The sequence below is a fragment of the Halobacillus naozhouensis genome (assembly GCF_029714185.1).
GTDB lineage: Bacteria > Bacillota > Bacilli > Bacillales > Halobacillaceae > Halobacillus_A > Halobacillus_A naozhouensis.
This window is the reverse complement of sequence record NZ_CP121671.1, coordinates 2,355,923-2,369,205: the sequence shown is the minus strand read 5'-3', so window position 1 is coordinate 2,369,205 and position 13,283 is coordinate 2,355,923. Positions and strand designations below refer to the sequence as shown.

At 40.7% G+C, this 13,283-nt stretch carries 11 protein-coding genes; 8 read left to right on the top strand and 3 right to left on the bottom strand.

Annotated features, from left to right (window positions below):
* The first annotated feature begins 565 nt into the window (after window positions 1-565).
* The 8 genes from P9989_RS12440 to P9989_RS12405 all read left to right on the top strand — a co-directional run bounded on the left by P9989_RS12440 (window position 566) and on the right by P9989_RS12405 (window position 10,153).
* The gene (locus tag P9989_RS12440; RefSeq protein WP_283075235.1) at window positions 566-1,165 is read left to right on the top strand and encodes a CNNM metal transporter family protein; all 600 of its coding nucleotides are present in this window, start codon (window positions 566-568) and stop codon (window positions 1,163-1,165) included.
* A gap of 12 nt (window positions 1,166-1,177) precedes the next feature.
* The gene (gene dxs, locus P9989_RS12435; RefSeq protein WP_283075234.1) at window positions 1,178-3,067 is read left to right on the top strand and encodes a 1-deoxy-D-xylulose-5-phosphate synthase; all 1,890 of its coding nucleotides are present in this window, start codon (window positions 1,178-1,180) and stop codon (window positions 3,065-3,067) included.
* Window positions 3,068-3,889 carry a TlyA family RNA methyltransferase gene (locus P9989_RS12430; protein WP_283078904.1) on the top strand — a complete coding sequence of 274 codons (822 nt, stop codon included), beginning with the start codon at window positions 3,068-3,070 and terminating at the stop codon, window positions 3,887-3,889.
* A gap of 75 nt (window positions 3,890-3,964) precedes the next feature.
* A complete protein-coding gene (gene ahrC / locus P9989_RS12425; protein ID WP_283075233.1) occupies window positions 3,965-4,414 on the top strand; it encodes a transcriptional regulator AhrC/ArgR in 450 nt (149 codons plus the stop codon).
* A gap of 15 nt (window positions 4,415-4,429) precedes the next feature.
* A complete protein-coding gene (recN, locus tag P9989_RS12420) occupies window positions 4,430-6,157 on the top strand; it encodes a DNA repair protein RecN (RefSeq protein WP_283075232.1) in 1,728 nt (575 codons plus the stop codon).
* 263 nt (window positions 6,158-6,420) lie between these two features.
* Window positions 6,421-7,689 (top strand): SpoIVB peptidase, encoded by a 1,269-nt coding sequence (gene spoIVB / locus P9989_RS12415; RefSeq protein ID WP_390307102.1) that lies wholly within the window; start codon window positions 6,421-6,423, stop codon window positions 7,687-7,689.
* Between the two features lie 231 nt (window positions 7,690-7,920).
* Window positions 7,921-8,694, top strand: coding sequence for a sporulation transcription factor Spo0A (gene spo0A, locus P9989_RS12410; RefSeq protein WP_283075231.1), 774 nt, complete (start codon window positions 7,921-7,923; stop codon window positions 8,692-8,694).
* A 109-nt stretch (window positions 8,695-8,803) separates the two neighbouring features.
* Window positions 8,804-10,153 carry an aspartate kinase gene (locus P9989_RS12405; protein ID WP_283075230.1) on the top strand — a complete coding sequence of 450 codons (1,350 nt, stop codon included), beginning with the start codon at window positions 8,804-8,806 and terminating at the stop codon, window positions 10,151-10,153.
* 21 nt (window positions 10,154-10,174) lie between these two features.
* Here the strand turns inward: P9989_RS12405 and P9989_RS12400 are convergent, their stop codons facing one another.
* The 3 genes from P9989_RS12400 to P9989_RS12390 form a co-directional block, all read right to left on the bottom strand.
* Window positions 10,175-10,843 carry a 3'-5' exonuclease gene (locus tag P9989_RS12400; protein ID WP_283075229.1) on the bottom strand — a complete coding sequence of 223 codons (669 nt, stop codon included), beginning with the start codon at window positions 10,841-10,843 and terminating at the stop codon, window positions 10,175-10,177.
* Between the two features lie 77 nt (window positions 10,844-10,920).
* Entirely contained in the window at window positions 10,921-12,828 is a 1,908-nt protein-coding gene (locus tag P9989_RS12395; RefSeq protein ID WP_283075228.1) for a DUF294 nucleotidyltransferase-like domain-containing protein, read from the bottom strand.
* Between the two features lie 97 nt (window positions 12,829-12,925).
* Window positions 12,926-13,159: a DUF2627 domain-containing protein gene (locus P9989_RS12390; protein WP_283075227.1), complete on the bottom strand. Its 234-nt coding sequence runs from the start codon at window positions 13,157-13,159 to the stop codon at window positions 12,926-12,928.
* Window positions 13,160-13,283 lie beyond the last annotated feature (124 nt).

The following is a 13,283-nucleotide window of genomic DNA, read 5'->3' as shown; positions in this document are numbered from 1 at the left end:
TCCTTGTGCCGGCTTGAGGCGCCCAGCCTTGGGTCGGTGCTGGGAGTTAAGGTGGCAGGGCGATCCACAAAGGCATGTGGGCGTTGACCCTTCTTCCGCGGAGGCCCATCTTTGTAAGAGTATCTCCCGCCGGAGATTCTTATGAAATGGGGTATGAACCTGCTTTATATGGTTGGGTTACTGTATAAGCAGCGTAGCCTGCCTTGAGTGGGGTCGAGGGGATTATAGTCATGGAGCATTCAAATTTTCGGATGGCCACTGAAAATGAAGGCTTGAGCTATATGAAATCGGAACTGCAAAAGAGGCTAAGGAACGGTTAAAGGCTGTCGGGGAAATCCCCTAGACTGTTCTGGGACGGACGTGAAAAGGGAATTATAGTACGGACTCAGTGGCAATCTAGTCCAGTCACCGGGAACGGGGCTGAGTCAGATTTAAAGGGGAACCGCCAGAGTGGTGACACTCGGTATCTGATTGGGAAAACCTACTAGACCTAAGCCGTAATTTTTACCTTTTTCATGACCATTCCTTTCCTACATACGAATGTATATAAATAATGAGGTTGAAAATGGATAATCAATTTAAAAAATCACTAAAATTTAGTTTGAGTATTGCCGTTATCACTTTTGTGTTAGCGGCTATTTTTTCAGTTGTTTCAACATCAGCGTTAAGCGGTGTCATATGGGCAGTGGGGATTTTAATTGTACTAGCTATTGTATTTATAGGGGTTATATTTGATATGCTAGGGATAGCTGCGACGGCAGCACAGGAAACCCCTTTTCATTCCATGGCTTCCGAGAAAATTCGTGGAGCTAAGGAAGCGATTATCATCGTTAGGAATGCTGATCGCTTTGCAAGTTTCTGTAACGATGTAATCGGGGATATATCTGGTATAGTCAGTGGAACTGCTTCTACTGTAGTAGTCCTGCAAATTGTTAATGTTCTGGGACATGACGACGGCTCTACCTTTCAGCTAGTCTTTTCGGTATTCGTGACGAGTATCGTGGCAGCTTTAACGGTGGGCGGCAAAGCTCTTGGAAAGTACTTTGCCATCCATTCTTCCACTAAAGTCATCTTTACAACTGCCCGCTTCATTGCCTGGGTAGAAGATAAAACAAAAATCAATATTCTTTCTAGCGCATCAAATCATGCTAGAAAATCACGCTAAGGGGGTCCTTTAATGGATCTGTACAAGATTAAAGAACCTTCATTTCTGAAGGAAATGTCGATTGGTCAATTAGAAGAACTTTCATTAGATATGCGCAAGTTTCTTATCGAAAATTTGTCAGGTACAGGAGGACATTTAGGTGCTAACCTGGGGGTTGTAGAACTTACGTTAGCTTTGCATAGAGTGTTTGAGAGTCCGAAAGATCGTTTGCTGTTTGATGTCGGACATCAGTCTTATATTCATAAAATATTAACAGGGCGTGCTGGCCGTTTTGATACGTTACGTAAGTACAATGGGTTGTGCGGTTTTCCGAAACGAAATGAAAGTGAACATGATACATGGGAGACAGGCCATAGTTCGACCTCATTGTCTGCAGCCATGGGCATGGCTATTGCCCGCGATTTGAGAAAAGAATCGCATTCGATCGTGCCTATTATTGGGGACGGGGCTCTCACAGGCGGTATGGCTCTTGAGGCTCTTAATCATATTGGTGATGAGAAAAAGAATGTAACCGTTATCTTAAATGATAACGAAATGTCCATTGCCAGAAATGTAGGTGCCCTGCACGGAGCATTAGGGCGCATGAGAAGTGCCGGAAAATACAACCGGGCAAAGGACGATTTAGAATGGATACTTAAGCGGATTCCTGCTGTCGGAGGAAGATTGGCTCAGGCCGCTGAAAGATTGAAGGATAGTATGAAATATTTTGTTCTGCCTGGAATGTTTTTTGAGGAATTAGGTTTTACCTATTACGGTCCAGTAGATGGACATGATTATCAAGACTTATTTGAGAACTTAAATTATGCTAAGAAGACAAGCGGACCTGTGATTGTACATGTCATCACGCAAAAAGGAAAAGGGTATCATCCCGCTGAAACAGACAAGAAAGATAAGTGGCATGGCGTCGGTCCCTATAAAATTGAGTCTGGGGAGAAAATTAAACCGACTGACGCTCCGCCAGCGTGGAGCGAAGTGATAAGCGAAACGCTAAGAAAAGAGGCTCGTGTCGATAAAAGAGTTGTAGCAATCACACCGGCAATGGTGCTGGGGTCTAAGCTTGAAAAATTCGGTGAAGAATTTCCGGACCGCTTGTTCGATGTCGGGATTGCGGAGCAGCATGCCACCACCTTATCAGCTGGATTGGCTACTCAAGGAATGAAACCGTTTTTGGCTATTTATTCCACCTTCCTACAACGAGGGTACGACCAGGTGATTCATGATGTAGCAAGACAAAACTTAAATGTTATATTCGGTGTGGACCGAGCTGGTTTGGTTGGTGCTGATGGTGAAACTCACCAGGGAGTGTTTGATGTGGCATTTCTTCGCTCAGTTCCAAACATGGTGGTCGCTATGCCAAAGGATGAAAATGAAGGGCAGTATCTCGTTCATACTGCTGTTTCCTATGATGATGGACCGATTGCTATCCGTTATCCGCGAGGAAATGGATTAGGAGTCGAGATGAGTAAAGAGCTGAAAACGATACCGATTGGCAGCTGGGAAGTACTAAAAGAAGGTACAGATGTTGTTATCTTAACATTCGGTACAACTATTCCTATGGCTCTTGCTGCCAGCGAACGGCTTAGTAAAGAGGGTATATCCGTACGTGTTGTCAACGCACGGTTCATAAAACCGATGGATGAGGCAATGCTTCATGACATAATGAAGAATAAACTTCCAATATTAACTGTTGAAGAATCTGTGCTTCAGGGAGGGTTCGGCTCAAGTGTTCTGGAGTTTAAAGAAGAACACAACTATCTTTCCTGGGTAAACAGACTTGGTATTCCTGATCGATTTATCGAACACGGCAGCGTACCTGAACTTTGGGAAGAAATCGGATTGACGGAAGACAACGTGATAAAGAACATTAAAGAAATTATTCCTGAGAAAAAACAGAGGGCTTAAATTATGGGAAGAAAAGTGCGATTAGATTTATTGCTAGTTGAACGGGGACTGATTGAAACGAGAGAAAAGGCTAAGCGTACCATAATGGCTGGTCTCGTTTTCGAAAGAAATCACCGGCTCGATAAGCCTGGCCAAAAAGTTGACGAAGAGATTGAACTTACCGTTAAGGGAAGCGCCATTCCTTATGTCAGCAGAGGCGGGTTAAAACTTGAAAAAGCCCTTGACAAGTTTAGGATGGACTTAAAAGGGAAGACGATGCTCGATATTGGTTCATCGACAGGTGGATTTACGGATTGTGCTTTGCAAAATGGTATTCGCCTTAGCTATGCAATTGATGTAGGTTACAATCAGTTGGACTGGAAGCTTAGAAATCATCCCCAAGTAGTTGTCATGGAACGAACAAATTTTCGGTATGTGACGCCTGCTGACCTGACAGAAGGAACACCTCAATTTGCTTCCATTGATGTTTCGTTTATATCACTCCGTTTGATATTGCCTGTATTAACGAATCTGTTGAATGCAAACAGTGATGTGGTGGCTTTAATTAAGCCACAGTTTGAAGCAGGTCGTGAACAAGTGGGTAAAAAAGGGATTATTAAAGATGCTGCGATCCACAAACAGGTGATTCAGAGAATTCTCGACTTCGCTAACGGGCTGGGTTTTACGGTTAAGAACCTCACGTTTTCACCGATTACCGGCGGCGATGGAAATATCGAATTTCTTGTTCATTTATATTGGACCGGCAAAAAAGCAGGAGATATAGACGATTATGTCGAAGTGGATAGTGTTGTGGCGGAAGCGCATGAAGCACATCGAAAATAGGGTTTATGAAAATAGGATTTATATGGATGACATTCAAGGGCTACTATTTAGCCCTTTTGTTATGGGAGGATGGCTATGAATAAAGGACAGCGTCATATTAAGATTCGCGAATTAATTACGAACGATGACATCGAGACGCAGGATGAGTTAGTGAGCCGGTTGAAGGCGATGGACTATGACGTCACACAAGCAACGATCTCGAGGGATATCAAAGAGTTACACCTTGTAAAAGTTCCGATGCTTGATGGGCGGTATAAGTACAGCTTACCTGCTGATCAGCGTTTCAATCCCTTGGAAAAATTAAAACGATTAATGATGGATGCTTTCGTTAGTATTGATCAAGCGGGTCATTTTATAATTTTAAAAACACTGCCAGGAAATGCTAATGCAGTAGGCGCCCTTATTGACAATCTTGATTGGGAAGAAATTATGGGGACCATCTGCGGTGATGACACTTGTTTGATTATTTGCAGAAGTAAAGAACAAACCGAAAGCATCAGTGAACAGTTGTTAAATATGTTATAGCTGAGGTGATTCGCTATGTTAACTGAATTATCGATAAAGGACTTTGCCATCATTAATCAAGTATCCATCACATTTAAGGAAGGTCTCACAGTACTTACAGGAGAGACAGGTGCTGGTAAGTCAATTATTATTGATGCCATACAGCTATTGTCAGGGGGCCGAGGCTCTGTTGAATTTGTCCGTCATGGCACAAATAAAGCAGAAATTGAGGGGTTATTTACAGTTGATATGACTCACCCTGTTTTTCAAAAAGGCAGACAATTCGGCGTTGAGATCGGGGAAGACGGCATGGTTGTATTGCAAAGGGTCATCACTCGACAAGGGAAAAGTATTTGCCGGGTAAATGGGAAGCTGGTTACACTGGGAATTTTGAGAGAGATTGGCTCTACTTTAATTGATATTCACACCCAACACGAAACACAATCCTTAATGAACCCTGAGCACCACATCGACCTTTTGGACATGTTTATTATAGATGAGATATCGCCTTCTATAGAGGAGTACCACCGGTTATATTCAAGCTATCAGACGGTTAAAAAAAGGTATAATGAACTTAGTGAAAATGAACAGGAAGTGGCTCAACGACTTGATTTGCTCCAATTCCAACTGCGTGAACTCCAACAGGCGGATTTACGTCCATTTGAAGATGAAGAACTCGAGGAAGAACGAAAAAAGCTCATGAACTATGAGAAAGTGTATCAGGGGATTCATGATGCCTATAATGCGTTATATGGCGAACAGAAAGGGTTAGACTGGTTGAGTCTGGCGATGACTTCTTTAGAGAATACGTCAGATTATGACAACCAATTAGAGAAGCTCTCGGAGGAAATGTCAAACAGTTATTATGTTCTAGAGGAGTTGACGTTTCAGTTAAGTAATCAGATGGCTGAGCTTGAATTTGACCCAGAACGTTTAAATGATATTGAGTCAAGGTTAAACGAACTAAATCGACTGAAGAAAAAATATGGGCAAACCGTTAAGGATATGCTGGAATATGCTTCGAAAATCGAAGAGGAGATTGATGAGATTACAAATAAGGATTCTCACCTCGATAAATTGGAGAAGCAAATTACGGAACTTGGAAAAGATGCAGTTCTTGAAGCTAAAAACATTCATGATATTCGAACAAAAGCATCCAAACACTTAGCCAGAATGATCCATGAAGAATTAACAGATTTATACTTGGAAAAGGCGTCATTTCAGACGAATGTAGAAATAAAAGAGGGGCGGCCAGATGACCCTGAATTTGACGGAAAGCATGTACGATTGATTTCCAGTGGTTTTGATACCGTTACATTCTTAATTACTACAAATCCTGGCGAACCGCTGAAGGAACTGCACAAAGTAGCTTCAGGAGGAGAAATGTCTCGGATTATGCTTGCCCTCAAACGTATCTTTTCACGTCATCAAGGTGTAACGAGCGTTATTTTTGACGAAGTTGATACTGGTGTCAGCGGCCGAGTGGCTCAGGCAATTGCAGAGAAAATCCAAGGAATCTCTATCGACTCCCAAGTTTTGTGCATATCACATTTGCCACAGGTTGCCGCTATGGCTGATACTCATATTAGAATTGAAAAAGATGTTACTAACGATCGAACGTCCACTGTAGTTACTGAGTTATCCGCAGGGGAAAAAGCGGATGAAATTTCCAGGATGATTACAGGCGCCGAGATGACAGATACAACGATCGAACATGCAAAAGAATTGTTAGCCCTCGCCACTAAACATAAACAGAATGCTTAGACTTGTAAAAAACGTATGGATTTCCATGCGTTTTTCTTATGGGAAATATTTCATGATTAGCTGTATAAAGCAGTATTTCCTTAGATATTGTACACTTTTATATCTTTATACATTTCTGCTTCACTTTAAGATTGGAGAATGTTTCTTTCTAAGGCAATGCATCCTATAATTTCTGTGATTATGCTCGTTTAAAAACAGCAGTTGAGGACCACATTATAAGTAAGCCAATTCATTGGCACAGGAGTGAGAGGGAGTGTTTACCAGTGTTTCACCAATTTAAAATTAGATATATATGTGGCTCCGTTCTCCTGTTGTTGATGCTCGCTTTACCTTTATTTAGCCCATTTCAAGAATATTTATCCATCCCTACAGAACTTCGTATTAGTACTTCCCAGTCAATTGAGTCTTCTCAAGCTTGGAGTCAAACAGATGAAGCAAGAACAGCTTTTTCTTCTGACACTGTCGAGCCAAACACTAGTGAGGTATTTCATGAATTTGCCGGAATTCCTTTAAAGAAAACGGATGTAAGAAAGATGAAGGATATCCGTTTAGTTCCTGGCGGTCATTCGGTTGGAGTTCAGCTTCAAACGAAAGGTGTTCTTGTAGTCGGACATCATCTTGTTAATGAAAATAAGGAAGAGTCAACTTCACCGGGAGAGAAAGCAGATATTCAAGTCGGAGATATTCTTCTAAAAGGAAATGGAGAAGAATTAAACAGTATGGAGAAGCTTTCTAAGATTGTAGAAAAGTCAGGAGATCAAAATGAACCAGTGGAATTAACAGTCAAAAGAGGAGAAGAAACGTTTCAGACGTCGCTTACTCCATCTTTGAATAAAAAAGATGATCAATATCAAATCGGTCTTTACGTTCGTGATTCAGCCGCTGGAATCGGGACGATGACTTTTTATCATCCAGATTCAGGGAAGTATGGTGCCCTGGGCCATGTCATTGCAGATATGGATACAAGGCAGCCAATTGAAATTAATAAAGGAACCATTGTAGAGTCAAATGTAACCTCAATCGAAAAAGGAAGCCAGGGTGTTCCCGGCGAAAAAAGAGCTGAATTTTCCTTAAAAGAAGATCGGATTGGGACCATAACGGAAAACAGTGCGTTCGGTATTTTCGGGAAATTAGATGATGGAATCATTAATGAGAAGTATCCAGATGGTTTACCTGTTGGATACTCAGAACAGGTCGAAGAAGGCCCTGCAAAAATTTTAACTGTACTTGAGGGTGAAAAGCTCCAGGAATTCGATGTTGAAATTGTCAGTAATATGCCCAAGGATAAGCCTGTCACAAAGGGAATGATTGTAAAAATAACTGACCCTGAACTATTGAAGAAAACCGGCGGGATTGTACAAGGTATGAGCGGTAGCCCGATCATTCAAAATGGTAAGATTATCGGTGCTGTCACACACGTATTCGTAAATGACCCTACGTCAGGTTACGGGGTTCATATTGAATGGATGTTGAAAGAAGCCGGAGTTGATATTTATAAAAGTGAGGAAAAAGAATTAAATAAAGCTGGATGATGAAAGAGGGTGTGTCAAAAGAGAAATTTTGAACACCCTTTTTCAATTCGACAAAATTCGACAATCAGTGTTGCTTTTTATCGAATTTTAAAGAATATAAGAGCAATAAGAAGCATTTTAAAGATAATGTTAAATAATTCGAATTTATTTGTTATAATAAAAAGGGTTCTTATTTTAAATGTCGAATAGGTTTAGTGGAAGATTAGGAATATTTTGTGAGGAGGAAGTGTAATGGAAAAGGTACAAGTTTGTTTAGCAGATGATAACCGTGAATTAGTAAAGCTTCTTGAGGAGAATTTTGCGGAAACTCAGGATATTGAAGTGATTGGTGCAGCATATAATGGCAAAGATTGTTTGGACATGCTAGGTAATAAAAAGCCGGATGTACTAATATTAGATATTATTATGCCACATGTAGATGGGCTTGCTGTCCTGCAACAGGTTAGAGAATTTGAAAATCCGCCTGAAGTCATCATGCTTACCGCTTTTGGACAAGAAGAAGTTACTAAGAAAGCCGTTGAATTAGGTGCAGCTTACTTTATGATGAAACCTTTTGACTTGGACCACCTCAGTGAACAGGTAAGACAAATTAAACACGCTGGCGACCCGATTAATCGTGCGGTTGGAAGCAGCTATACTAAACCGAAAAAGCCTGACCTGGATACAAGCATTACACATATTATCCATGAGGTAGGCGTACCTGCGCATATTAAAGGATACTTGTACTTAAGAGAAGCTATTACAATGGTTTATAGTGATCTTGAGCTTCTTGGGTCCATAACTAAAGTTCTGTATCCAGATATTGCTACTAAATTTAATACCACAGCCTCTCGGGTTGAACGTGCAATTCGCCATGCGATCGAAGTAGCATGGAACCGGGGTAACATTGATGCGATCTCGTCCTTATTCGGATATACAATTTCTTCCACAAAAGCTAAGCCGACGAATAGTGAATTTATCGCGATGGTTGCTGACCGTCTGCGGCTGGAACATAAAGCAAGTTAATACGAAAAGGAATCCCTCGCCATGATAGGTGAGGGATTTTTAATTTTCAAAAAGAATGTGTTTATGATACAATTCTAAATTATTAGATTGAATTGGGGAGTTGTACATAATGAAGGTTGTTAAGTTTGGCGGAAGTTCTGTAGCCGATGCAAATCAATTAAAAAAAGTGACAAATATTATTGCCTCAGATCATAATAGAAAAGTGATTGTCGTCTCAGCTCCTGGAAAAAGGTACCCTGACGATACGAAAACAACGGACTTGTTAATCAAATTAGGAGAATCCATTTATAACGGAACAAGGGATGAGTTGGCCTATGACAGGGTAATAGAGCGTTTTGCAACTATTGTGAAGGACTTGAAGATCTCCGAAGAAATCCTCCGTACGATCCAAAGCCGCATTGATAAGGCTTGTGAACATACTGAAAAAGATTATAACTCAGGTTTGCACCGTTTAAAATCATGTGGTGAAGATGGAACGGCCCTAATTTTAAGTGCATATTTACGCTCAAGTGGACAGGAAGCATCTTATGTAAACCCAGAAGAAGCGGGTATTCTGGTGCGTGATGAACCAGGAGGAGCTTTGGTGCTTGATGAAAGTTTTGACCGACTATATGAACTTAGAAAGCAGAAGGAGATCCTTGTTATACCAGGGTTCTTTGGATATACCCCGGAAGGTGAGCTCGTAACGTTTTCACGCGGGGGGTCGGATATAACAGGGTCAATAGTAGCAGCAGGTATTAAAGCCGAATTATATGAAAACTTCACCGATGTAGATTCTGTATTCTGTGTAAATCCTACTATAGTCGATAACCCGATGAAGCTGACAACGTTGACGTACAAAGAAATGCGTGAACTATCATACGCTGGGTTTTCGGTATTTCATGACGAAGCTTTGATTCCGGCATTTAAGGAAAAGATTCCCGTTTGTATAAAAAATACGAATAATCCTGATGGAGAAGGTACCATGATCGTTTCAGTGCGAGAAGCGGATGAGGGACATGTGAAAGGAATAGCAAGTGATTCCGGATTTTTGAACCTTTATGTTAGTAAATACTTAATGAACCGCGAACTAGGATTTGGCCGCAGACTTTTACAAATTTTAGAAGATGAAGGGATTTCATTTGAACATGCTCCTTCAGGAATTGATGATATGTCAGTTATTATTCGTGAACATCAACTGCCAAAAGCTAAAGAAACGATCGTGACCAATCGAATTGCTGAGGAATTAAAAGTTGATACGATAACGGTTGAAAGAGATATGGCTATGATCATGCTTGTGGGAGAGGGCATGAATGAAACAATTGGGATTGCGAGTCAGGCTGCAACCGCATTTCAACACGCGAACGTTAACATTGAGATGATCAACCAGGGGTCATCGGAAGTGTCCATGATGTTCGGAATTAAATCGAGTGGTTTAGAACCGGCAGTCCGGTCTCTTTACCGTACCTTTTTCTTGTAATAAAAAAGAGCGAGAAAGCACCTATTTAGGCTTTCTCGCTCTTTTTGTTTGAAGTAACACTTGATATAAATCATCAAATGTCTGAATGTCACGTTGAATGGTACAATCGAGTAATTTACAAAACAGTTCGGAAGTCATCATAGCATCATTCAATGCATGGTGACGTTCTCTTCGTTCGATTTGAAACTGTTTGATCAGCGGATCCAATTGTGGCTTCATTGCAGGAAATAACCACTCAGCCATCATTTGCGAATCAATAACAGGGGGGGTGAATTCAGGTAATTTCCAGCGTTTGAGCATTGTTTGGAGGAAGCGTACATCAAATTTAGCAGGGTGGGCTACAAGAATAGAACCTCTGCTAAAATCCAGGAAATGCTTCAAACTGTTCACAAAGGTTCGTCCAGTTGCTAACTGTTCCCGTGTCAAACCGGTTAAATTTAGAGTAGCCTCAGAAACAGGTCTGATCGGCCGAATAATGTGATGAAAGGTATCTATGTGGCATGAATCGAGACCATGGTTCCGCACAGCCCCAATCGAAATAATTTCATGACCAATTTCAGGTATGAATCCTGTCGTTTCTAAATCAAAAATAGTATAGTCCAGATCAAGCAGGTTAGATTTTCTTATGTCAGGGTCAATCTTAAATTCTCTCAGTTTCCCCTGCAGCTCTTTGTACGTTCCCCAGTTCATCTGTTGACGTATTTTAGTGTAGTAAATGGGTTTCTCGATAAAGATATATTTTAAAATTTGTAAGTCAGTAGGAAGCATTACTTCACCCGATTTCGGTTATAACTGAGTTCGAGTACTTGTTGTAATCGCTTCGCTATTAGTAGAGCATCCTTTAAAGCGCGCCGCTCGGATTTATTTAATTCATATAATGGTAACTCATTTGAGAGAGGGTACTCTGATCGCATTTGATTCAGGTTTTCCCTTATCCGAAAAAGCATAAGCCGGTGAAGAGCAAGCTTGGCATTTTCAACATCTCTTGGATGAAAGCGTTCCTGTTCCCCTAAGGCATCCAGGCGGTTCACTGTATTGATCGCTTCTACACCATACTTCATACTATAAATTCGAATCGCATTGACGATCTGCATAATGGCTGACTTTTTAATATTCAGGGTGCGTTTCTTTTTAACCCCTGAAATTCGGCCAAATGGTTGAACTGGAACCCGAAATCTGAGGGTATCCTTCATGAGCAGCTGATGTAATCCAAGTGACTTTTGAACTCGTTGAGTAACATACTTTTTTAAATCATAAGCCAGTGAAAAGTCGCCAAAAATAGGGCGGAAGTCAGCAAATATCGTGAAGTCCCTAATTTCTTCTGCATCCATTTTTTCAATCCATGTATTAATACTTTGGTGCCATTGACTTGTTTGCTGTCTCCACTTATCTTCCTTAGCCATGATTCCCCCTTTACAGTAAGGAAATCCACACTGATCTAGCATGGCATTAATTTTCTCAGAAAAATAGCGGAAATACTGCTCGATGTGTTGTTTATTCTTTGATTGTTCATAGTCAGACAGAATCATCCCGTTATCCTGGTCTGTGGAAAATGCCTGTTCTTTACGGCCTTCACTTCCCATTACGAGGAAGCAATAGTTCACAGGGGGTGTGCCGTACCCTTCAGCAACCATTTCGTCCTCGGCAATTTGAATGACTTGCTTGTGAATTCGGTCATTATAGTTGGTAATCAGTTCAGCAATGTCATAAGCAAACATTTGATCCTCAATCAGACTTGCCACAAATTCTTGAAAGCGACTGTTATAAACAGGAGATAATATTTGAATCTCTTCAAGATTTGTAGCATTAGAAATCCGGTACGTTAAATCAAAGTACACCGAGTTCTTGATTGTAAAGAAGGAGGACTGCCTTAGTATCCCGACAATTTTATCCTTATGGTGTACGGGTATAATTTCTGTCGGATGGTGTTTTAAATAGCTTAAAGCGTCATATATAAACTCCTGGTCACTAATGGAATAAGATTCTTCTGACATATGGTTTCTAACCGGATCTTTATGGCTATTTTCGAAATAAGCTTTCAGCAAATCTCCGTACCCTACCATGCCGAGTAAGCTTTCTTTATCTTCGCTCACTATTAGAGCTTCAATCTTCTTTTGTTGTAACATTCGAGCTGCTTTCTCAATTGATTCAGCAGGATGGATGAAAGCAGGCGGTTCCATATAGGCACCGGCTCTTTTCTTATAAAGCTCTCGATCATCCTGGTCATCGGTTGAGCTTTTATATTTAATTTCGTCATACAAGCTTTTCATAAGATGACTGATTCCATCCATGACTACCTTTGAGAATTGGGTATTATTCGACATGACTTCCAGAAAGGCTGTACGCTCAAAGCGGAGCGTTTTTACATGTTCAAGTGCCTGGACTGAAAATCTCATTTCACCACTCGTTAAGAGGATCATGACTCCAACTAAATCGCCAGGATAATAAAAGCGAACGGAAATCTGTTTTCCGTTTGAACGGTGCATGATATTTTTAGCTAATCCTGTAATGAGAAAGTGAATATTAATTATTTCATCGTTCTCATCTTCATGGATGATAAACTCATTGCTACTATATTCTTTGATTTCTGCTTTGCTGAAAATTTCATTAAATTCTTGATCTGTTAACAAGTCGAATGGGTATTGACTTCGGTAAAATTCCACGGGGTCATTCACAAGCAGCACTCCTTCTATAAAAATAGGTGCGATCTTATCAGGTCTCTCATTTTATAAGGTTGCCCATCTATGACTAAAAAAAGCAGAGCATAAGGCTCTACTTCTTTCTGAAACGTCCTTTTGTGAGATTTCGTTTACGGTCTCTGTGAAGTATAAATCCTCCGATAAAAGCTACTCCTCCTACCACAAACAGCAACCCTACAATCCCTTGAATCGCAACGTGAAAGAACATCGGATGAAAGACATTAAACAGAGCGTCTCGAATTAATTTTATTCCAATCACTGCTATTACCCCGGGGGTAACCAATAATAATAACGCGATGATACGCATAAACCTGTTCTCCTTTATTATTCAATCCTTGTATAGTATATCAAATCCACTGTGAACTGAAAATAGAGTCCTCTCTTGCTAAATAATGCAGAATAGGATACGATGTAAGTGCGCAAAATATTGC

Excerpts from the sequence above, each read along its gene's own strand:
- recN (WP_283075232.1), top strand. The coding sequence starts at position 4,430 with ATGTTAACTGAATTATCGATAAAGGACTTTGCCATCATTAATCAAGTA.
- P9989_RS12405 (WP_283075230.1), top strand. The coding sequence starts at position 8,804 with ATGAAGGTTGTTAAGTTTGGCGGAAGTTCTGTAGCCGATGCAAATCAA.
- dxs (WP_283075234.1), top strand. The coding sequence starts at position 1,178 with ATGGATCTGTACAAGATTAAAGAACCTTCATTTCTGAAGGAAATGTCG.
- ahrC (WP_283075233.1), top strand. The coding sequence starts at position 3,965 with ATGAATAAAGGACAGCGTCATATTAAGATTCGCGAATTAATTACGAAC.
- spo0A (WP_283075231.1), top strand. The coding sequence starts at position 7,921 with ATGGAAAAGGTACAAGTTTGTTTAGCAGATGATAACCGTGAATTAGTA.
- P9989_RS12390 (WP_283075227.1), bottom strand. The coding sequence starts at position 13,159 with ATGCGTATCATCGCGTTATTATTATTGGTTACCCCCGGGGTAATAGCA.
- P9989_RS12440 (WP_283075235.1), top strand. The coding sequence starts at position 566 with ATGGATAATCAATTTAAAAAATCACTAAAATTTAGTTTGAGTATTGCC.
- P9989_RS12400 (WP_283075229.1), bottom strand. The coding sequence starts at position 10,843 with ATGAACTGGGGAACGTACAAAGAGCTGCAGGGGAAACTGAGAGAATTT.